This window comes from Halomonas sp. SH5A2, assembly GCF_014263395.1.
Taxonomy (GTDB): domain Bacteria; phylum Pseudomonadota; class Gammaproteobacteria; order Pseudomonadales; family Halomonadaceae; genus Vreelandella.
This window is the reverse complement of record NZ_CP058321.1, coordinates 610,880-632,338: the sequence shown is the minus strand read 5'-3', so window position 1 is coordinate 632,338 and position 21,459 is coordinate 610,880. Positions and strand designations below refer to the sequence as shown.

21 protein-coding genes are annotated in these 21,459 nt (G+C 60.5%); 13 read left to right on the top strand and 8 right to left on the bottom strand.

Going from position 1 to position 21,459, the window contains the following annotated elements:
* Positions 1–15 precede the first annotated feature (15 nt).
* The 3 genes from HXW73_RS02995 to HXW73_RS02985 are packed head-to-tail and all read right to left on the bottom strand — an operon-like array spanning position 16 to position 2,819.
* Complete coding sequence (locus HXW73_RS02995; RefSeq protein ID WP_186254830.1) at positions 16–573, bottom strand: L-threonylcarbamoyladenylate synthase; 558 nt, start codon at positions 571–573, stop codon at positions 16–18.
* Between the two features lie 39 nt (positions 574–612).
* Positions 613–1,728, bottom strand: a complete 1,116-nt coding sequence (gene dprA, locus HXW73_RS02990; RefSeq protein WP_186254829.1) for a DNA-processing protein DprA — start codon at positions 1,726–1,728, stop codon at positions 613–615.
* 41 nt (positions 1,729–1,769) lie between these two features.
* Complete coding sequence (locus tag HXW73_RS02985; RefSeq protein WP_186254828.1) at positions 1,770–2,819, bottom strand: LysM peptidoglycan-binding domain-containing protein; 1,050 nt, start codon at positions 2,817–2,819, stop codon at positions 1,770–1,772.
* A 198-nt stretch (positions 2,820–3,017) separates the two neighbouring features.
* Between HXW73_RS02985 and def the strand changes: the two genes are divergently transcribed.
* The 7 genes from def (at position 3,018) to HXW73_RS02950 (ending at position 10,449) form a co-directional block, all read left to right on the top strand.
* Positions 3,018–3,530: a peptide deformylase gene (gene def / locus HXW73_RS02980; protein WP_186254827.1), complete on the top strand. Its 513-nt coding sequence runs from the start codon at positions 3,018–3,020 to the stop codon at positions 3,528–3,530.
* Positions 3,531–3,590: 60 nt separating this feature from the next.
* Positions 3,591–4,574 carry a methionyl-tRNA formyltransferase gene (fmt, locus tag HXW73_RS02975; protein WP_186254826.1) on the top strand — a complete coding sequence of 328 codons (984 nt, stop codon included), beginning with the start codon at positions 3,591–3,593 and terminating at the stop codon, positions 4,572–4,574.
* Positions 4,571–5,905, top strand: coding sequence for a 16S rRNA (cytosine(967)-C(5))-methyltransferase RsmB (gene rsmB, locus HXW73_RS02970; RefSeq protein WP_186254825.1), 1,335 nt, complete (start codon positions 4,571–4,573; stop codon positions 5,903–5,905). The genes fmt and rsmB overlap by 4 nt, the downstream gene beginning before the upstream one ends.
* A gap of 51 nt (positions 5,906–5,956) precedes the next feature.
* Positions 5,957–6,163: a dodecin gene (locus tag HXW73_RS02965; RefSeq protein ID WP_186254824.1), complete on the top strand. Its 207-nt coding sequence runs from the start codon at positions 5,957–5,959 to the stop codon at positions 6,161–6,163.
* A 125-nt stretch (positions 6,164–6,288) separates the two neighbouring features.
* Complete coding sequence (trkA, locus tag HXW73_RS02960) at positions 6,289–7,662, top strand: Trk system potassium transporter TrkA (protein ID WP_186254823.1); 1,374 nt, start codon at positions 6,289–6,291, stop codon at positions 7,660–7,662.
* A 49-nt stretch (positions 7,663–7,711) separates the two neighbouring features.
* The gene (locus tag HXW73_RS02955) at positions 7,712–9,160 is read left to right on the top strand and encodes a TrkH family potassium uptake protein (protein ID WP_186254822.1); all 1,449 of its coding nucleotides are present in this window, start codon (positions 7,712–7,714) and stop codon (positions 9,158–9,160) included.
* 44 nt (positions 9,161–9,204) lie between these two features.
* Positions 9,205–10,449: a TraB/GumN family protein gene (locus HXW73_RS02950; protein ID WP_186254821.1), complete on the top strand. Its 1,245-nt coding sequence runs from the start codon at positions 9,205–9,207 to the stop codon at positions 10,447–10,449.
* Between the two features lie 143 nt (positions 10,450–10,592).
* Here HXW73_RS02950 and HXW73_RS02945 read toward each other — a convergent pair whose 3' ends face one another.
* Positions 10,593–11,363, bottom strand: coding sequence for a tRNA-uridine aminocarboxypropyltransferase (locus tag HXW73_RS02945; protein ID WP_186254820.1), 771 nt, complete (start codon positions 11,361–11,363; stop codon positions 10,593–10,595).
* 200 nt (positions 11,364–11,563) lie between these two features.
* Here HXW73_RS02945 and bioB point away from each other — a divergent pair, with 200 nt between their 5' ends.
* The 6 genes from bioB to bioA are packed head-to-tail and all read left to right on the top strand — an operon-like array spanning position 11,564 to position 17,275.
* Positions 11,564–12,646: a biotin synthase BioB gene (bioB, locus tag HXW73_RS02940; protein ID WP_186254819.1), complete on the top strand. Its 1,083-nt coding sequence runs from the start codon at positions 11,564–11,566 to the stop codon at positions 12,644–12,646.
* A complete protein-coding gene (gene bioF / locus HXW73_RS02935) occupies positions 12,633–13,805 on the top strand; it encodes an 8-amino-7-oxononanoate synthase (RefSeq protein WP_186254818.1) in 1,173 nt (390 codons plus the stop codon). Before bioB ends, bioF begins: the two co-directional genes overlap by 14 nt.
* A complete protein-coding gene (locus HXW73_RS02930; RefSeq protein ID WP_186254817.1) occupies positions 13,778–14,506 on the top strand; it encodes an alpha/beta fold hydrolase in 729 nt (242 codons plus the stop codon). Before bioF ends, HXW73_RS02930 begins: the two co-directional genes overlap by 28 nt.
* The gene (bioC, locus tag HXW73_RS02925; RefSeq protein ID WP_186254816.1) at positions 14,503–15,291 is read left to right on the top strand and encodes a malonyl-ACP O-methyltransferase BioC; all 789 of its coding nucleotides are present in this window, start codon (positions 14,503–14,505) and stop codon (positions 15,289–15,291) included. The genes HXW73_RS02930 and bioC overlap by 4 nt, the downstream gene beginning before the upstream one ends.
* Positions 15,288–15,995 (top strand): dethiobiotin synthase, encoded by a 708-nt coding sequence (gene bioD, locus HXW73_RS02920; protein ID WP_186254815.1) that lies wholly within the window; start codon positions 15,288–15,290, stop codon positions 15,993–15,995. Before bioC ends, bioD begins: the two co-directional genes overlap by 4 nt.
* A complete protein-coding gene (bioA, locus tag HXW73_RS02915; protein ID WP_186254814.1) occupies positions 15,992–17,275 on the top strand; it encodes an adenosylmethionine--8-amino-7-oxononanoate transaminase in 1,284 nt (427 codons plus the stop codon). Before bioD ends, bioA begins: the two co-directional genes overlap by 4 nt.
* Here bioA and HXW73_RS02910 read toward each other — a convergent pair.
* The 4 genes from HXW73_RS02910 to pyp form a co-directional block, all read right to left on the bottom strand.
* Positions 17,261–17,974: an SIR2 family NAD-dependent protein deacylase gene (locus HXW73_RS02910; RefSeq protein WP_186254813.1), complete on the bottom strand. Its 714-nt coding sequence runs from the start codon at positions 17,972–17,974 to the stop codon at positions 17,261–17,263. The two genes, bioA and HXW73_RS02910, sit on opposite strands and share 15 nt — an antisense overlap.
* A 33-nt stretch (positions 17,975–18,007) precedes the next feature.
* Positions 18,008–19,759: a bifunctional isocitrate dehydrogenase kinase/phosphatase gene (gene aceK, locus HXW73_RS02905; protein ID WP_186254812.1), complete on the bottom strand. Its 1,752-nt coding sequence runs from the start codon at positions 19,757–19,759 to the stop codon at positions 18,008–18,010.
* A gap of 96 nt (positions 19,760–19,855) precedes the next feature.
* Entirely contained in the window at positions 19,856–20,986 is a 1,131-nt protein-coding gene (locus HXW73_RS02900) for an AMP-binding protein (RefSeq protein WP_186254811.1), read from the bottom strand.
* Between the two features lie 89 nt (positions 20,987–21,075).
* Positions 21,076–21,459, bottom strand: coding sequence for a photoactive yellow protein (pyp, locus tag HXW73_RS02895; RefSeq protein WP_222105023.1), 384 nt, complete (start codon positions 21,457–21,459; stop codon positions 21,076–21,078).

Here is a 21,459-nt window from a genome sequence, read left to right as displayed (position 1 = left end):
TCTCCTGATGATCGATTAACTGCGTATCACGCTGCCACTGACGAGATCGCGGATCTTGCTGGGCCGTTGGTTACCGCCGAGCTCACCGTCGATAATCGCCGCCAGCTGGTCGCCAAATATCGCCCTGACGTCATCCGCATGGGTCGCTGGAGGGTCTCCGGCCACATTGGCAGAGGTCGACACCAGCGGGCCACCAAAGGCTTCGCAAAGCGCCTGCATCAGCGGGTGGTCAGTGACCCGTAGCGCCACTTTGCTGTGCGCACCGCGAACCAGGCCGTGACTGCGGCCGTTATCCGGCACCAGCCAGGTATTGGGCCCCGGCCAGCTGGCAATCAACGGCGCATGAAGAGCCAGCGGCAACTGCGTGAGCCACGGCTGAAACTGGCCAATCGAGGCCGCCACCAGAATCACGCCCTTGGCGGGATCGCGGACCTTTAAGCGCATTAACTGAGCCAGCGCTTCGTCGTTATCAGGATCACAGCTTAATCCCCACACCGCTTCCGTTGGGCAGGCAATAACGCCGCCGTTGCGCAATGCGCGAACCGCTTTATCCAGTTCAGCCGCTGTCGTCATGACGTCTCCACCCGTTATGGTAAAGGAAACATTATCTTATCATGGGCGGGGTAGCCGCACCCAACCGCCCGCCCGCGATGCGACCCAGCCGTCGATTTCCAACATCAGCAGGCGCTGCTGGCAGTCACTCACCGAACTGCCGCTTTGTTGAACCAGCGTGTCAATGGGCTTAGGCGAGGCGCTCAGTAAGCTAAGCAGCGCATCGGGCAGCAGTTCGTCTGCCGATTCAGGACCAAGCCGAGGAGAAGCGACATCGTCAACCGGTGGCGGTAGAAACTCGCTCGCCCAATGGTGAAGCTCGTTGACAATGTCCTCGGGGTCGCAAGCCATGGCTGCCCCCTGGCGCAGCAGCTGCAGACAGCCACGGGCCTGCTGATTGTGCAACGAACTGGGCAGGGCAAACACATCGCGGCCCTGCTCCATAGCCAAGCGGGCGCTGACCAGCGAGCCGCTTTTCTCAGTCGCCTCCACCACCAGCGTGCCCAGCGATAAACCTGTGACGATACGGTTACGACGCGGGAAAAATGCGGGGTGAGCCTTGGTACCCGGCGGGTGTTCGGCCAGCACCAGTCCACCCGGCGAATCGCTGAGCTGTTGATAAAGCGCGCGATGGCGGGCGGGATAAATCACATCAATCCCGCAACCCAATACCGCGACGCTGCTACCACCCGCGTCCAGGGCGGCCTGCTGGGCCACCCCGTCAATGCCTAACGCCATTCCGCTGACAATACTCCACCCCCGCCTCGCCATTTCCCGAGCGAAAGTCTGCGCATTGTAGGTCCCTTCCGATGTCGGCCGACGCGTACCCACCATGGCGAGCGTCGGACGCTCAAGGGCGCTCAGGTCGCCCTGTGCCCAGAGGACGGCTGGCGGATCAGGTATTTGATTGAGTAGCCTTGGCCACGCCGGGTGGTCGCGGTGCAAGATTGCACGCCCTGGCGCACTGGACTGCCAGGCCAGGCTCGCCTCGACCTCACGCTGCAAGGGGCTTTTGGTGGGGTGCTCACACCATAATCGCAGCGCACTGGCTGCCTTGCTGGGCAACCCCGCCAGCCACCCTTGTGGCCACTGCGGCTGTTGTGCCACGAGTTCAGCGATTCGCTGGGGTCCCACCCCCGGCAATGCATTGACCACCAACCACTCCCTGGTATCCATCTACATCTCCTTGCTCAATCCATCCATCTCTTGCCCCTCATTTAACGGGGCGGCGTGCGTACCCGATCGCCAACCTCCAGTACACGGGAGGCTTCCATCACCAGCGCATAACTCACACGGTCATAGGGGGTGAAGACCATCAAGGTGCCGGCGGCCTCACTGGGCAGCGTAAGCGGTGCCTGGCTACGTGGATCATTGATCACCTTGCCCTGCTGGGCAATCTGGAAGACATGCCCGGCCTGTACACCATCCAGCGTGCCTAAATCGATCGTCACCACCTGGAGGCGGCCGATAAAGCGCACCCCGCCCGGCACGCCGATCAGTGAGCCGGACAGCGCATTGCGCGGCGCGCGGGGCACCATGTCGTTATCCAGTCGCGGGGTTTCCAGCGGCAAGACAAGGTCGTTATTGCGTATTTCCTGGTTGGCGCTGATCACCCGCAGTTGGGTGATATCCTCTTCGGCGCGCAGGTATCGGGCTTCACCGATCTTGATCAGCTCGGTACCCAACACCGTGCCATCGTTAGCCGTATAGGTGTCGGCAGGCCGATAAATGCCCACGTCTTCTTGCCTGGGCACCTGCCCGCGCACATACAACGAATCGCCCGCCCCGCTGATCAAACGCCCCTGGTCCCCGGCCACGACATAAGCCATGGCGTCTTCGACGAAGTCACCCTCTACAATACGATGATCACGCAAGAACGGCCGGATAATACTTGCGTCGATGGGGGCTATCGCTTCGCGGCGAGGTACGGCGCGCATTTTGGGCGATAGTGTCACTACCCGCTGCCCCCGGGAAAGCGACAGGCAAGGAGCGCCCTTGCAATCGCTGAGGGTGAGCACATCGCCGGGGTAAATAAGATGTGGATTGCGGATAGCAGGGTTGGCCTGCCACAGATCAGGCCACTGCCAGGGCGCATGCAAGAACCGGCCAGCAATGTCCCACAGGGTATCGCCCTCTACCACCGTGTAGCGCTCGGGTGCCGAGTCGCGAATACGCTCCCAGGCGCCAACTTCAAGTGATATCAACAGCGTCAATGCGCCGATGAGCCACCAGCCCGCACCATATCGCCTGCGTTGTCCAACCTCCATCCTGCCCCCTGTTTTTACCTGCGATTACGCCGGTGATCCGCGCTGCGCCACCGGGCAGGCATGCCCGGAACATTGACAGCATGATATAGTGGTCGATCATAAAGTACTCGGATCATAAATAAAGCACTTGGGCATGCGGCCCCATTGGCGCACTGCTCAAGCGATTACTCAGTTCAGCATAACGGTGGTAGCAACGCCATGGCCAAACTCGCCATTCTCGAATTCCCCGACGAGCGCCTGCGCACCAAGGCCAAAGCAGTTCAAAGCGTCGACGATGAAGTGCGCAAGCTCGTCGATGACATGCTGGAAACCATGTACGACGCCAAGGGGATCGGCCTTGCCGCGACCCAGGTGGACGTTCACCGCCGGGTGGTGGTCATGGATGTCAGCGACGATAACTCCCAGCCGCTGGTGCTTATCAACCCCAGTTATACCCCCATCGGCGACGAGAAAGAGCCGCTGTCGGAAGGCTGCCTGTCGATTCCGGAGCACTACGCTGAAGTGCCCCGCTACCTGAACGTGGAGCTGAAAGCGCTGAACCGCAACGGTGAGCCCTACACCCTGGAAGCCGATGGTTTGCTGGCGCACTGTATTCAGCACGAGTACGACCACCTGGAGGGCGTGCTGTTTGTCGACTATCTGTCGCCCCTCAAGCGTGACCGGATTCGCAAGAAGATGGAAAAGCGCCACAAGCAAATGCAGGACGCCTGACCGCGCCCTTGCTGTTCAAATTACCGTCACATTTACTTTTGCCGTCAGGTCCCTGTGTCCATGTCATCATTGCGCGTTGTTTTTGCGGGTACCCCGGAATTCGCTGCCTCAAGTCTGGCCGCCCTGCTGGAAAGCCAGCATCAGGTGGTCGCCGCCTATACCCAGCCCGACCGTCCCGCCGGGCGCGGACGCAAGCTCACCCCAAGCCCTGTCAAGCGCCTGGCAGTTGAGCATGGACTGCCGGTTTACCAGCCTGAAAGCCTGAAGGCGGCCGATGCGCAGGCGAGCCTGGCAGCGCTGAACGCCGATGTAATGGTCGTCGTCGCTTACGGGCTGCTGTTACCCCAGGCCGTGCTGGATATTCCTCGCCTGGGCTGCCTTAACGTTCACGCCTCGCTGCTACCCCGCTGGCGCGGCGCCGCGCCGATCCAGCGCGCCATTGAAGCCGGTGACAACGAGTCCGGCGTGACCATCATGCAAATGGATGCCGGCCTGGATACCGGCGACATGCTGTCAGAGGTGCGTACGCCGATCACCGACCAGACCACCGGCGGCGACCTGCACGACCGGCTGGCTCTGCAAGGGGCCAACGCGCTGGTGAGCGTGCTGGACGAGCTGGAGACAGGGCGCGTCACTGCGTCTCCCCAACCGGAAGACGGCGTCACCTACGCCGCCAAGCTCACCAAGGCCGAGGCCGAGCTGGATTTCAGCCAGCCTGCTGAACAGCTGGTACGCACCATTCACGCCTTCAACCCCTGGCCTGTGGCCTGGAGCGCTCTGGGTGACGACCGTCTGCGCCTGTTGAAGGCAGGTGTCGAGCCGGGCGAACAGCCGCCAACGACACCCGGTATGCTGCTCGAACACGGTGAGGATCACTTGCGCATCGCCTGTGGCCCCGAAGGCCGCCAGGTCCTTTGCGTCAGCCACGCCCAACTCCCCGGAGGCAAGGCGCTGCCAGCCCGCGAATTGCTCAACGCCCGCCAGTCACGCCTCATCCCGGGCACGCGCCTGGGGCAAAATACCCAGCCAGGAGCTTCCTCATGAATCAGCCACGTTCGCCCAAAGAAGGCAGCGGCCAAGAAGTGCGCGCTGCGGCGGCACGCGGACTGGTCCCGGTACTGACCGACCAGGGGTCGCTTGCCGGGTTGGACGAGCACAGCGTGATTGCGCGTGACCGCAGCCTGCTTAAAGAGCTGTGCTACGGCACCTGCCGCCGCCTGCCGCGTCTGGAAGCGCTGGCCGGCCAGTTGCTCAAGCAGCCGTTCAAAAAGCGCGACAGCGATATCCAAGCGCTGCTATTGGTTGGCATCTACCAGTTACTCTATATGCGCATACCGGCTCACGCAGCGGTTGGCGAAACCGCGGGGGCGGCGCGGTTGCTCGGCAAAGCCTGGGCAACGCGGGTTTTGAACGGCTGTCTGCGCCGCTTGCAGCGAGAATCCGCCGAGCTGCAGGCGATCGTCGACCGCAATGCCAACGTGGCGCTTGAGCACCCCGACTGGCTGTTAGAGGCGCTTCGTCAAGCATGGCCTGAGCAGTGGCAGGCCATTGCCAACGCCAACAATCAGTCTGGGCCAATGACGCTGCGGGTCAATCAGCGCCACCAAGACCGTGAAACTTACCTGTCCTTGCTCGATAGCCACGGTTTGGCCGGCCAATTATGTGTCCACGCTCCCGACGGCATTACCCTCGATCAGCCCTGCGACGTCACCACCTTGCCCGGCTTCGAGAAAGGCCTCGTCAGCGTTCAGGATGAAGCTGCCCAACTGAGCGCCGCACTGCTCGGGCCCGTCCTTGCCCCACGCCCCGGCGCTCGTGTGCTGGACGCATGCTGTGCCCCGGGCGGGAAAACCGCTCACCTGCTGGAACAGTTTGATATCACCCTGACCGCCGTGGACAGCGACAACCTGCGCCTGGCGAGGGTTGACGACACGCTACACCGCTTGGGACTGACGGCCGAGTTACAACACGCCGACGCCACCCAGCGCGACTGGTGGAACGGCACGCCATTTGACGCCATTCTGCTTGACGCCCCGTGTTCCGGCACGGGCGTCATTCGCCGCCATCCGGATATCAAGAAGCTGCGCCGCCCCGACGATATCCGTAAGCTGGCCGCGTTGCAGCGCCAACTGATGGATAACCTTTGGCCGCTATTACGCCCGGGTGGCACACTGTTATACGCCACCTGTTCGGTACTGCCTGAAGAGAATGTCGATCAGGTAGAGGCTTTCTTGGCTCGCACGCCTGATGCCAAAGCCACCACACCGGGCGACGTGGCCTGGGGCGTGTCGAGCGGCTCAGGCCGCCAGCTGTTTCCCGAAGACGGCGGTCACGATGGCTTTTTTTATGCCAGACTAGAGAAGCAGGCTGCCTAAAGCATTTCCCGTTATGACAGGCAGTGAATTCATGACACGGATGGAGTTACCATGAGTCATCACACCTATAAGCACATTGAGCTAACCGGTTCTTCCGAAAAAGGAATTGAAGACGCCGTGCAGAGCGCGCTCGCCAAGGCGTCTGAAACCATCAAGCATATGCGCTGGCTGGAAGTGACCGACACCCGCGGCCATATCGAAGACGGCCGGGTCGCACACTGGCAGGTCACGATTAAGGTTGGCTTTACCCTGGAATAATCCCCACCTGCTTTTCGGCGGCGGCTGGTTTACACTGGCCGCCGTCTTTATTGCAGCGCACGATAGGCCGCCTCGCGCAGTTAACGAGGCATCGCTGGCGCTCTTAACGGAACCGATGCTCAGCAATGAAAATCATCATTCTCGGCGCCGGCCAGGTCGGCGGCACCCTCGCGGAACACCTTGCCCGTGAGGAAAACGACATCACCGTCATCGATACCGATGCCAAAAAGCTGCGCGAGCTGCATACCAAGCTCGATATTCGCACGGTGACCGGCGCAGGCTCTTACCCCATTGTGCTGCGTCAGGCCGGCTGTGAAGACGCCGACATGCTGATCGCGGTCACCAGCAGCGACGAAATCAACATGATCGCCTGCCAGGTGGCGCATACCCTGTTCCGCACCCCGACCAAAATCGCCCGGGTGCGCGCAACCGCTTACCTGACCCGCAAGGGGCTCTTCGCCCACGAAGCGATTCCCATCGACGTCCTGATAAGCCCCGAGCAGGTGGTCACCGACCACGTCCGCCGCCTGATTGAGCATCCCGGCGCGCTGCAGGTGTTGGAATTCGCCGGCGGGCTTGTGCAACTGGTCGCCGTCAAGGCGTTTTACGGCGGCCCGCTGGTGGGCCAGGATCTGGCTTTTCTACGCCGTCATATGCCCAATGTGGATACCCGCGTAGCGGCCATTTACCGCCGCAATCGGCCGATCATTCCCCGCGGCGATACGGTCATCGAAGCCGACGACGAAGTCTTCTTCCTGGCGGCGCGGCGCGATATCCGCGCGGTGATGAGCGAACTGCGCCGCGTCGAGCGGGATTTTCGCCGGATAGTGATCGCCGGGGGTGGCAACATCGGCGAGCGTCTGGCGGAGCACCTGGAACACAGCCACCAAGTCAAGATTATCGAACACAGCCTGGAGCGCTGCACCACGCTCTCCGAGCGGCTCGACCGCACCGTCGTGCTTCACGGCAGCGCGACCAGCAAGCGGCTGCTTGAAGAAGAAAATATCGAAGACTGCGATATTTTCTGCGCGCTGACCAACGACGACGAGGTCAATATCATGTCGTCGCTGCTGGCCAAGCGAATGGGCGCCAAAAAAGTCCTGACGTTGATCAACAACGCCGCCTATGTCGATCTGGTTCAGGGCGGCGAGATCGATATTGCCATTTCCCCCCAGCAGGCGACGATCGGCAGCCTGCTGACCCACGTGCGCCGGGGCGACATCGTCAACGTCCACTCGCTGCGCCGGGGTGCCGCCGAGGCCATCGAAGCCATCGCCCATGGCGACAAGCAGTCGTCAAGGGTGGTCGGACGAACCATTCGCGAAATCGACCTGCCCGAGGGCACTACCATTGGCGCGATCGTGCGCGGTAAAGAAGTGATGATCGCCCATGACCACATCGTGGTGGAAAGCGGCGACCACGTGATCCTGTTCGTCATCGACAAGCGGCGCATTCGCGACGTGGAGCGCTTGTTCCAGGTAGGGCTGACGTTCTTCTGATGCTTAAACTCAGCGCGCAACTTACTGACCAGGGGAGCCTACGACAGCCATGAGCCTGAGGGTTATTCTGCGAATCCTGGGGCTGCTGTTGATGCTATTCAGCCTCACCATGCTCCCCCCCATGCTGATCTCCGCGTGGTTTCGCGACGGCGTATGGGACGCCTTTATGATGGCCATGGCAATTACCGTGGCGACGGGGCTGTGCTTCTACTTACCCAACCGTCGCGCTCAAAAAGAGCTGCGCGTTCGCGACGGCTTTATTATCGCCGCCATGTTCTGGACCGTGCTGGCCCTGTTCGGCTCGCTGCCCTTGATGCTGTTTGGCGATGAGGCGCTTGGTTTGACCGATGCGGTCTTCGAGTCTTTCTCCGGGTTGACTACCACCGGGGCTACGGTCATGACCGGCATCGACTTTCTGCCCGAATCGATTCTCTACTATCGCCAGCAGCTCCAATGGCTGGGCGGCATGGGGATCGTGGTTTTGGCCGTAGCTATCTTACCGACACTCGGCGTTGGCGGCATGGCGCTTTACCGCACAGAAATACCGGGCCCTTTAAAAGACTCCAAGCTGACCCCGCGTATCACCGAAACCGCCAAGGCGCTTTGGTATATCTATGCCACGCTCACCGTCGGCTGCATGCTGGCCTATATGGCGGCGGGCATGGGTTGGTTCGACGCCCTGGGGCACAGTTTTTCAACCGTTGCGCTGGGCGGTTTTTCCACCCACGACGCCAGCATCGGTTATTTTGATAGCGCCGCTATTGAGCTGATATGCGTCGGTTTTATGTTGATTTCCGCGTTCAGTTTTAGCCTGCACTTTATCGCCTGGCGCGAAAAACGCCTAACGCACTACTTCCAGGATCCGGAAGCCCGGTTTCTGATGCTGTTCCTGGCCGGGCTAACCATCATTACCGTGACCACCCTGTGGCTCAGTAACACCTACAGCGATATCGAAGTGCTGCGCCATGCGCTGTTTGAAGTTGTGGCGGTGGCGACCACCGCCGGATTTGCCGTGGCCGATTTCTCGGGCTGGCCGGGTGCCCTACCCTTCCTGCTGTTTGTGGCGGCCTTCGTGGGTGGCTGTTCCGGCTCCACCGCGGGCGGGATGAAGGTCATCCGCATCATTCTGATCATGAAGCAGGGCATGCGCGAGGTCATGCGCTTGATCCATCCCAACGCCGTCATTGCCGTTAAAGTCGGCAAAGTCAGCGTGCCCGACGGTATCGCCCAGGCGGTATGGGGCTTTTTCTCGGTGTATGTACTGCTGTTCTTTTTGATGCTGGTAGGCGTCATGGCCACAGGGGTGGATCAGGTAACCGCCTGGTCGACCGTAGGCTCTGCCCTGAACAACCTGGGCCCGGCGCTTGGCGAAGCCAGCAGCCACTATGGCGATATGCCCGGCATCGCGAAATGGATTCTGGTGTTTGCCATGCTGCTGGGTCGTTTGGAAATTTTCACCGTGCTGGTACTGTTTACGCCGGCCTTTTGGCGGCGCTAACCCACCAATGCTGCCTGCTTATTTATTGGAATTGAGACGTTGTCATGACCCAGGAAGACGTTACATCGACAGTGCCCGACAGCGACGCACTGCCCGCGACCAGCGGCCCGATACACGTGATCACGGTGGGCGATACCCGCTACACGCTGCTTGGCACCGCGCACGTCTCGGAAGAAAGCGCCAACGACGTGCGCCAGCTGATCGACACCGATCGCTTTGACGCCGTTGCCATCGAGCTGTGCGATGCCCGACACCACAGCATGGCGAACCCTGACGCCATGGGTGAGCAGGACCTGTTCCAGGTATTCAAGCAAGGCAAGGCCGGCATGGTGGCTGCCAGCCTCGCCCTGGGCGCGTTTCAACAACGTATTGCCGACCAATCGGGTATTCAGCCCGGCGCTGAAATGAGAGCCGCCGTCGAGGCATGCAAGGCCAAAAAGCTGCCGCTGCTGCTGGTCGACCGGGACGTCGGTATCACGCTTAGGCGCATTTACCGCAATGTACCCTGGTGGCAGCGCTTCTCGCTGTTTACCGGCCTGATCGGCAGCGTGCTCTCGCGGGAAAACGTCTCGAAAGAAGATATCGAGAAGCTAAAGGAAGGCGATATGCTGGAAGCCACGTTCAGCGAATTCGCCGCCCAGTCGGAAGCGCTTTATAACCCGCTGATCCGCGAGCGCGACCGCTATATGGCGCTGCGCCTTGCCGAAGAAACGCCTTCAGGGGGCTACCGAAACGTGCTGGTGGTGCTGGGCGCCGGTCATTTGAAGGGCACCGTCGAGCATCTGGAAGCGCCGCTGCCCGCCAACCCCCGCGAGGAAATCGCCACGCTGGAAGCCACGCCGCCGCCGTCTAAAATTTGGAAGCTGGTCCCCTGGCTGATTACCGCCCTGGTACTGATCGGTTTTGCGATTGGTTTTTCGCGCAATACCGACTTGGGCTGGCAGTTAGTGCTTGAGTGGTTTTTGATCAACGGTATTCTTTCTGGCGGTGCCACGATTATTGCCATGGCACATCCGGTTACCGTGATCGCCACCTTCTTTGCCGCGCCGCTGACGTCGCTTAACCCGACGATTGGCGCCGGGTTTGTGGCCGCCGGGGTGGAGCTTTACATGCGCAAACCCAAGGTCCGCGACTTTGCCACCCTGCGCAACGATGTCGTGAACCTGAAAGGCTGGTGGAAAAACCGCGTGTCACGCACGCTACTGGTATTCATCCTCGCCACGCTCGGCTCAGCGGTGGGCACCTGGGTGGCCGGCTTCAGAATCGCCGGTACGCTGTTTGGCGGCTAGCAGCCTGTCGGGCTTGACCGATCGTCGCGAGAAGCACGGATTTTGAGCCAAATTTATCGATCGATTGAGGCGAATAGCACGCTATTTAACGAAATCGATCGAATAAAGTTGGCCAAAATACCGGGATTCGCAGTAGATCAGTGTTAAGTCCGACAGGCTGCTAAGCGCTGCATCGCCGCCGTCGGCGGGTCGATCTTGTGATACGACCGGCTCGCCGCGTAGCTGTCGTTAAACACCTCAAAGTAATCATCCAGCACCTCCGCGGCGGAGGTATCTCCACCCTGACGCAGCAGCTCGATGGCCACTTCGGCGGTGCAAAGATGCGCTTTAGAGGCAGGCTTGCGCAGTCGGTAGCGGGTCTCCCGCTCGGTGCGCAGCGGCAGCACCGGCAACCCATCAAGGTAGGGGCTTTTACGGAAGATTCGCCGCGCCTGTCGCCAAGTGCCGTCCAGCAGGATATACACCGGAATCTTGCCGCTTTGCCTTGCGTCGCTCACCGCCTCCAATGACACCACGCGATCGGCATAGTCGGGCTGATCATCGGGAAATACCACAAAAGGCGCATAGCGCGGGTCATCCAGCAGCGCCAATAGTTGTTCATCGGGCGCGGTGCGGTACCAGGTAAACACCTGTGTTTGCGCCAGTACGTCGCCGATCAATCGCCCCGTGTTGGTTGGTTTATAGTGCTCCAGGGGATGGGTCAGCAGCCACACCTGGGCATGGCTTTCGGCCTTGACCTGATAAGGGCATAAGCAATTGAGCTCGGGCAGATTGCAGCCCTCGCAGCGCCTGACAAAACTGCCCCGCGCCTTGAACTCCCGCCTGGGCGGACGCGGATGGCCCGTCGCCGGGTCTCTCTCGACGTCTGGACTAACGGCATCGGCATTGTGCGTACCGGACTCAGAGACTGACATCTGCGCTCCCACAATTGGCAAGGGGCGCCGAGTATAAAGCAGGTCCCCACTCAAAACGAACCTCTCTCATAACAACCCCATCTCATTTCGAATCCATCCACCACGCCCTTCGCTGTAAACCTATTATCTCTTCTTAGTTGACACTTAAACCGAGTCGCCGATAAAGTCTCGTCAACTTTCAAAAGAACATAGGTTTACCCGTGACCGCCACTGCTGCCAATACCCCGACTGCCGCCGCCCGCCACGACTGGACGCTGGACGAGATCAACGCGCTATTTGCGCTACCCTTCAATGACCTGCTGTTTCAGGCCCAGCAGGTGCACCGCGCGCACTTTGACGCCAATGCAGTGCAGATTTCGACCCTGCTATCGATCAAGACGGGTGCCTGCCCGGAAGACTGCAAGTACTGCCCCCAGTCCGGCCACTACAACACCCAGCTGGAAAAAGAGAAGCTGCTGGAAATCGACAAAGTCGTCGAACAGGCCAAGGCAGCGAAAGAAGCAGGCGCCAGCCGTTTTTGTATGGGCGCGGCATGGCGCAGCCCGCGGGATAAAGATCTGGTGCTGGTGGAAGAGATGGTCCGCCAGGTCAAAGCCCTGGGGTTGGAAACCTGCATGACGCTGGGCATGGTCGATGGCGAACAGGCTAGCCGCCTGGCAACGGCGGGGCTCGATTATTACAACCATAACCTGGACACCTCGCCCGACTATTACGGCGAGATCATCACCACCCGCACCTTTAGTGACCGGCTGGATACCCTGGCCACCGTGCGCGAGGCGGGCATGAAAGTCTGCTCCGGCGGTATCCTCGGCATGGGCGAAGACGCCCAGGACCGTAGCGCCCTGCTGCAACAGTTGGCCAAGCTGTCGCCGCACCCGGAATCGGTGCCGATCAATATGCTGGTCAAGGTGCCCGGCACGCCGCTGGAAAACGTCGAAGACCTGGACCCTATCGAGTTTATCCGCGCCATTGCCGTGGCGCGTATCATGATGCCGCAAAGCCACGTGCGGCTTTCCGCCGGTCGCGAGCAGATGAGCGAGTCCACCCAGGCGCTGGCGTTCCTGGCCGGCGCCAACTCGATCTTCTACGGCGATACATTGCTGACCACAGGCAACCCTCAAGCTGATATCGACCGCGCGCTCTTCGCCAAGCTCGGCCTTCACCCGGAGCGCCGGGAAACCTGCGAAGATGACGCGACCCACGCCCAGCGTCTGGCACAGCAGGCCGAACAGCTCGCTCGCGCAGAACGCGTGGCCGAGCTGGCGGTGGATGCCAGTGTCTGACGCGTGGCACCACCGCTTGGCCGATGCCCGCTCGAGCCGCCAGCAGGCAAATCGCTGGCGATCCCGCCGAGTCATGGCAACGGGTGCGCTCGACTTTGCCGGCAACGACTATCTGGGCTTGGCCCAGGACCCAAGGGTGTGTGACGCCCAGGCAGAGGGCGCACGCCGTTACGGGGCGGGCGCTGGCGCATCGCATCTGGTTAGCGGTCATTTGCAGGTTCACGACGCCCTGGAAGACGCCCTGGCAAGCTGGACAGGCCGCGAGCGTGCCCTGCTTTTTTCAACCGGTTATATGGCCAACCTCGGCGTTTTGCAGGCATTGGCCGACACCGATACGGCGATATTTCAAGACCGCCTCAACCATGCCTCGTTGCTGGATGGCGCCACGCTAAGCGGCGCCCGTTCGCGGCGTTTTCATCACCGCGATGCCAACGACTTGAACCGCCTGCTCGCGCGCAGCGAGTGCCCACATAAGCTTGTGGTCAGCGACGGCGTGTTCAGCATGGATGGCGATGTGGCGGATATTGTCGCGCTGACCCGGGTGAGCCAGCAACACCGCGCCTGGCTGATGATCGACGACGCCCACGGCGTTGGCGTGCTGGGCCATAACGGCAGCGGCTGCGTGGGCGCTTCTTGGAGCAGCGCAGAGGTACCTGTCCTGGTCGGAACCCTGGGCAAGGCACTCGGCACCGCCGGCGCCTTTGTCGCCGGGGATGCCGCGCTGATTGAGCACATCACCCAGTTTGCCCGCAGCTATGTGTACACCACCGCCCAACCCCCCAGCATTGCCGCCGCAACGCTCAGGGCATTGGAGATCGTTCAGGGGGAACCCGAACACCGCGACCATCTTAACGCCAACATCGCTTACTTCCGCCGCGAGGCGTTGCAGTTGTGGCTGCCGTTGAGCGCGTCGACCACCCCGATTCAGCCACTGCTGCTGGGCAGCGAAGCCCGCACCCTCGGCTGGTCGGCAACGCTTGCCGAGCATGGCTTAGAGGTCGGCGCGATTCGTCCGCCCACGGTTGCCAACGGTGAGGCGCGCCTGCGAATCACGCTCAGCGCCCGCCACACCCGCAGTGACATCGATCGTTTACTGGACGGCTTAAAGGTCTGCCAGCGCGAGGAGGCAAGATGCCACGCCCACCTTCACAACGCCTAGTATTGCTCTCGGGCTGGGGCATTGATCAACGCATCTGGCAGCCACTCGAGAGCTGTTGGCCCAGGTCTGTCGAAGCCCACGCCGTTGACTGGCCGGGCTACGGCGATACGCCTGCCCTGCCCGATAACGCCACGCTTGGTCAGTTGGCCAGTACCATGGCCGAACAACTGCCCATTGATGCCATTTGGGTCGGCTGGTCGCTGGGCGGGCTGCTCGCGACGGCGCTGCTTGATTATCTCCCCGCACCGCGCGGTTTGATCCTTATCGGCACAGGCGAGCGGTTTTACAGCGATGATGGCGTCACCTGGTCAGAACTTACCAGTTTTCGGCGCGCTTTTGCCCGTGAGCCCCACGCCACCTGGCGACACTTTTTACGTTGGCAAGCGCAAGGCGAACCCAATGCCCGCCAAGCCCACCGACAGCTGCGGGCGCTTCTGGGTGACACCCCCAGCGCCAACCACAGCACGCTGGCTCAGGGGCTTGATTGGCTTGCCACCCTAGATAACAGCCAACGTCTACACACTGCCCCCTGCCCGGTGACACGCTTGGTCGGCGAGCACGACCCGCTGGTCAGCACATCGGCCCGTGACAAGGCGGCAACGCTAGCAAATGCCGGGCATTGCCCGATGCTCTCCCAGCCCGTTCAACTGGCTGAGTCACTCGCGGCGCAGGCGGCGTTAACCGTGAAGGAGCAGGCATGAGCACGACCGCCACCCCACCGCACCCAGCCAGCTGGCAGGCAAGCGTCGCACATGCGTTTTCCCGCGCGGCCCCGCGCTACGACGCCCTGGCAAACGCCCAGCGGCATATCGGCGAAACTCTTTGGAGCACCTTAGCCGGCAGGGCAAGCCGGGTGCTGGACCTTGGCTGCGGCACCGGTTACTGGACACATCGATTAGTCCAGCGTTACCCCAGCGCCCGGGTAACAGGGCTGGATATTGCGCCCGGCATGCTCGCTCAGGCCCAGGCGCGCTATGGCCACGGCATTCGCTGGCAACTGGCCAATGCCGAGGCACTCCCCTTTGCCGCAGAAACGTTTGATCTGGTGTTTTCCAACCTGGCGATTCAGTGGTGCCGCGATATCGGCGCGGTGATGAACGAACTCCATCGAGTGCTTGCACGTAGGGGCCAGGCGCATCTCACAACGCTGCTGCCCGGCACGCTGACCGAAATCGCCCATGCCTGGCAGCGCCCGGAGGCGCTATTGCAGACGCCCGACCGGAATGAACTGGTGCGCGCCATCGATCACAGCGGCCTGACGCCTATTCAACAGCTTGCCGAGCGGCGCACCTTCCACTATCCCGATCTAAACGCCGTGATGGCCTCCATCAAAGGCGTCGGCGCGCAGGTCTCAAGGCCCCACGCCCAGCGGCTGACCCGTCGCGAGCTGCAGACTGCCCGCGAGCGTTTTGAAACGCTGCGTGAGCCCCAAGGCCTGCCTGTCAGCTACCAGTGTTTTACCCTGCACCTGGAAAAACCGTTATGAGCGCACTCTTCGTTACCGGCACTGACACCGATGCGGGCAAAACGCTGGTGACCAGCACCCTGCTCGCGACTGCCAGCACGCAAGGGCTTACCACGCTGGGCTTGAAGCCGGTCGCCTCGGGCAGTCGCGTCACACCCGAGGGCCTGCGCAACAGTGATGCCCTGGTGCTGCAGGTACAAAGCATGCCGCCAGTCAATTACGCAACGGTCAACCCCTGGGCATTTGAGCCCGCCATTGCACCGCACTTGGCCGCAAGCGAAGCGGGTCAAGCGCTTAACGTCAGCGATATCGTAGCAACACTTGGCGCCACTCTTGCGCAAACACAACGAGACCTCACTCTGATCGAAGGCGCGGGCGGCTGGCGAGTACCGCTCAACGACCAAGACGATTTTTGCGATATTCCCCGCCTCATGCGCCTGCCGGTGATTCTGGTGGTCGGCCTGAAGCTGGGCTGTCTCAACCATGCCAGACTCACCGCCGAGGCCATTACCGCCGACGGGCTAACGCTTGCGGGCTGGGTGGGCAGCGTGGTCGACCCGGTTTTTGCCGCTGAGTCGACCCGCTTTGCTGCCAACCTTGACGTGCTCAAGCGAACCTTGCCAGCCCCCTGCCTGGGCGTTATCCCGTATCTCGAACAACCTTCGCCGGAAACGGCACAGCCTTACCTTTCCATGCCACCGTTACCCACACTGGAGACTCTATGACGTCACCCGTCTGGCATCCCTATGCCGATCTCAAACATCAAACGCCTGCGCCCAAGGTGGTGGGCGGTGACGGCGCTCACTTTGTACTTGAGAGCGGTGAACGCCTGCTGGATGCCACCTGCTCCTGGTGGTGCATGATTCACGGCTACGGCCACCCGCGCCTGGTGGCAGCCATTCGCGAGCAGGCCGGTGAGCTGTGCCACGTGATGCTCGGCGGCCTCACCCACGAGCCCGCCGACCGCCTGGCCCGCGAGCTGGTACGCATCACCCCCGCCGGGCTTAACCACGTGTTCTATTCCGACAGCGGTTCGGTGGGCATGGAAGTGGCGATGAAAATGGCCTTGCAGTACCAGGTGCTCACCGGCAACCCCGGCAAGCGTAAGATGCTGTCGCTGATGAAGGCCTATCACGGCGACACCACCGGCTGCATGGCGGTGTGCGACCCCGAAGAAGGCATGCACGGACTGTTCACGGGCCTGCTGCCCCAGCACCATTTTGCCCCGGCACCCACCGCCCCTTATGACGCCACGCCGGAACAGGTGGAACACGACCTTAGCGCCCTGAGTGAAGTGCTTGAGCGCCACCATGATGAAATTGCCGCGTTGCTGATGGAGCCGCTGTTGCAAGCCGCAGGCGGGCTCAATATGACCTCGCCGGACTATCTGCGTGGGGCGCGAGCACTGTGCGATGCGTTTGGCGTACTGCTGATTTTCGACGAAGTGGCCACCGGCTTTGGCCGCACCGGCAAGCTGTTTGCCGCCGACCACGCGGGCGTCACGCCGGATATCATGGTGCTTTCCAAAGGCTTGACCGGCGGTTATCTGGGCCACGCCGCGACGCTTGCCACGGATCGCGTTCACGACGCCTTTATCGGCGAAAGCGAGCACCACGCCTTTATGCACGGACCAACGTTTATGGGCAATCCGCTGGCCTGTCGCGTGGCGCTAGAAAGCCTGCGGGTGTTCGAAGAAGAGGATTACCTTGGCAAGATCGCAGCACTCAACCAAATACTGTGCCGCGAGCTGCTGGAAGACCGGGCACTCAACGCGCATCCAGCCGTGGCCGATGTTCGCGTACTTGGCGCCACGGCAGTGATTGAAGCCCAGTCCGCAGAAGAACTGAAGGGTGTGGCAAGCTTCGCCCGCGAACGCGGCGTCTGGCTGCGCCCCATCGGCCGCTGGCTGTATACCATGCCCGCCTACATTACTTCGGAAACGGAGATGGTGCAGATTACTGACGTGATGAAGGCGTGGTTTTTTGAAAGTTCAAGGCAGCATTAAATTACCCTGCTTGCGCCACTGGTTGACTAGCGCGGGCACGCCTTCACCGGCGGTGGTGTTAATGGCCAGCACGCCCGGCGGGGTTAACGCATCCGCATCGGGGTCAACCAGCGCGCAGGGCGTATCCATCTCAATATAGGAAAGCAGCGACGCGGCTGGCATGACCGCCAGCGACGTACCCACTACCAGGAAAAAGTCCGCTTGACCCGCGATCTCGCAGGCGTCTTCAAACAGCGGTACCGATTCACCAAACCAGACAACGTCCGGGCGTAACTGGCTGCCCTTATCGCAGATATCTCCCAGCTCAATGCCGCCTTTGGGGAGCGGATAACGCAGCCGTGGATCCACCGTAGAGCGAGCTTTCAGGATTTCACCGTGCAGGTGCAAGACATGACGCGACCCCGCCCGTTCGTGAAGATCATCAATGTTTTGCGTAATCACGCTGACATTGAAGCCCTCCTGCTCAAGTGCAGCCAGCGCTTTATGGGCAGCGTTAGGCTTGGCGCGGCGAATCTGTTCCCGGCGCTGATTGTAAAAGCCCAACACCCGCTCGGGATCGTGCCGCCAGCCTTCCGGTGTCGCCACCTCCTCTACCGGGTACTCTTCCCACAGGCCGTCGCTTGCGCGAAAGGTTTTAATTCCACTCTCGACGCTGATACCTGAACCGGTAAATACCACCAAGTGTGGGGCGTCTGCCATAGTGTCCTCGCCATGATTGCTTTATGTCTTACCCTAATATACCAGCTGGCCCACGGTGCCCGCGAAACGTTGCTTGTTACGATACGGGTAGACGTCTATCACCCGGCCATCGCGAATCGCTTTTTGTACCTCCAGCCAGTAGTCCGGGTCGAAGAGTTCGGGGTGCTGCTCCATGAAAATGTCGCGCAGCGCTTTATTGGCGAACATGAAGGGGCCAAATTCCTCGGGGAAAATATCGTTGGGGCCAATCGACAAACTGGAGGCATCGACGCCCTGGCCTTTCGGCATGTGCCGAAACCGGCACTCGGTGATATAGCACACCTCATCGTAGTCGTAAAAAATCACCCGGCCATGGCGGGTAACGCCAAAATTCTTGAGCAGCATATCGCCGGGGAAAATATTCGCCGCCGCCATTTGCTTGATGGCGTTGCCGTAATCCTTGAGCACCGTGGCCCGCTCGGCCTCGCTGCACTGTTCAAGGTAAATATTCAGCGGTGTCATCATCCGCTCGGTGTAGCAATGCTTGATGATCACCTTGTCGTCTTTGAGCGAGACGATTGAAGGTGCCACCTCCAGAAGATGCGCCAGACACTCGGGCTCAAAGTGATCCTTGCGAACGGTAAAATTGGAGAATTCCTGGGTATCCGCCATGCGCCCTACCCGGTCGTGGCGCTTCACCAGCCGGTACTTTTCGCGCACGACGGCGTGGGTGACGTCCTTGGCCGGGTCGAATTTATCCTTGATGATCTTGAACACGGTGCGAAAGCTCGGCAGCACAAACACCGCCATCACCATGCCACGCACGCCAGGGGCAATAATGAACTTGTCCTCGCGCTTGGCAACCTGTTGGTTCAAGGCACGGAAAAACTCGGTCTTGCCGTGCTTGAAGAAGCCGATCGCGGCATAAAGCTCGCCTTCCGGCTTGTGGGGCATCAGCTGTTTCAAGTAGTCGACAAACTCGCCGGGCACCGGCACATCCACCTGAAAGTAGGCCCGCGTAAAGGAGAAAATAATCGACACCTCGTCGGTCTCGGTGAGCACCGTATCCAGATGCAGACAAGGGTCACCGCCCTGCTTCTCGCCAAATCCCTCACCGTGCAAAATTGGCAGGACCAGCGGAACCTGCTCGCCACCGCCCAGAATCCGCCCCACCAGATAAGCGCCCTTATTACGATAGAAGACACTTTTCAAAAGCTCTATCTGGGCATCATCGGCCTGCAAAATTGCCGCGGGCAGCTGTGCTTCAAGAAGCGCCGTCCCGAGCTCGATATCACGTTCCAGGTCGGCAAATGGGTTATCGAACGGAGCTTCTTCCAGCGCCCACCTCAGGGCACTTGGCCAGTCCCCGTTGACCGGGCAGCGACGGCATAGCTCAATGCCCGAACGGTGCGCGGCGTCTTCGCGCGAGCTATAAACGAACATCCATTCGTTGCGGATGTGGCGGTGCTGAAAAATCGAACAGAACAGTGAGTTGAAAAAGGTTTCTGCCAGTTCGTAATCGAGACGCTGGCTGATCAATTCCGCATAGTGGTGGCGCGCTTCGCCCCAGGTCTCGCAGTGGGCCAGCACGTCGTGGGGAAAGGTGCGCTGCAAGCGCCCCAGGGTGTCATCCACCTTTTCACCGTAGAGGTTGATACGCGCCGCGGATGCCTGCTGGGCATCGCGCCATGCCGCCTCGCGAAAGCGGCGGCTGGCATCGAAGGTAATCTGTTTGAAGCGCGCACGGTACTCGTCAAAACCGTGCAGAATAGTCGTCGCTAAGCGATACGCGGGAGAAAGTTTCACGGGCTGGCCTCCAGTCGATTTTAGCTAGCGTTACCCAACGGCAAACACCATGCAAGGCGACATTGGTGGACTGGGTATCGCGCCAGGCATCGACGCTTACCAGTCAGCCAGCTTACCCATCGCATTGGTGGGCAGGGAATCGCCGTAGTCTACTCTGACGGGGCGCTCTGCGGCAGGCCACAGCGATATGGCTTGAGTGATCGCATCGGCGGCTTCCTGCTCGCTGCCTCGGGGCACCACAAACGCCTTCAGGCGACATTTATCGGTCGAGCCTGTAGTACGTATCGCGCAGTCAACGACGCTTTCCAGCGACTTTAGCCGTTGGGCCACGTGCTGGGGATTTACATTGACCCCACCGATGACAACCACATCATCATGACGACCAAGTAGCGTAAAGGTCGTTTCATCGTGCCAACGCGTGTTATCCAGCAGTGGCGTGACCATGCCCCCCTGAACACGCTCCAAGTGATGCGCATCGTGGCGCTTCCAGTGGCCGAGTAGCTGATAGGCAGCATCCCGCCGCCAGCGGGTAGCGACACCACCGGTTTCGGTGCTGCCATAAATATCCAGCAACCCGGCTAGCCCTCGCGCGATCAATGCATCCGAAGTAGCACTGGATAATGGCGCGGTGGACGACACGCCCATTACACCTTCAGGCCAGTCCTTTCTTGACCTTGCTAAATAGTCCCAACGCGGGGGGACTGTGACCACCAAGTCGCCGGGCAACAAGGGCGGTAAGGTCGTCGTTTGCACGCTCAGGCGGGGGATGCTCACGACGCCAGGCAACGCCACACCCAACATGAAACCATACAGATGATGCAACGGCAGCCAGCTGACCACGCGCTGTATCGGCATCAGCGTCGCAAAACGGTGGCCCAAGGCATGCGCCTCGGCTTCGATATCTTCCCAGCGGTGTAAATGAGGGGAAGGGGTTCCCGTGCTTCCCGATGTTCGGAACGTCACTCCAGACGTATCGGCGACGGCATCCGCAACCAGAGAGGCCCAATCATCGACGCTTTGTGTCATTAACAAGCGGTCTTCGACACCTGTCTCGTGCAGGCAAAAGAATTCATTGACGCAAGCGGCCAGGTGCAGCCTTTCGAGGGAATCAATACTTGGGGAATATTGCCAGTCCGGCACAGGCGTTCCACGGTAGTCCGCCAACTCGGCGCTCAGCAATGACTTAAGGACCGCTTTGCAATCGGCTTTGCTCAGCCACTGAGGCATCTGAGTATCCTTAACGACACCAAAACATAATTTTTAGAAACACAAAGCCGCCCACTCAGGCTACCCGAAGAGCAAACGGCCACGGGGGGTTACAGACGCTTGACGAAGATCCAGTAGGTACCGCCAGACAATGCTTTTTTCATATGCACTTTCACCTTGGTAGGCTTCATCTGATAATCGAAGACGTATTCAAACATGGTGTTTAAATCGTCGTTCTTCACGCCTTCTTTGAAGCGACCCTGGAATTCCTTGCTTTGCGTGCAGGGCGCAACTTCAGTGAAGAAATTCTTGCCGATTACGCTTTTGGGATCGCGCCCCGTTATGCCACCTTCCGCTGCGTTGTACTGCATAATTTTGCCGCTAGCGTCCAGCTGGATCGCGCCAAAGGCCAATTCATCCAGTTTTTTATCGTCCATCTTCGCCAGCGAGTTTTCGATATCATCGCCGCCAAACTTAACCATTTCCATCGCCAT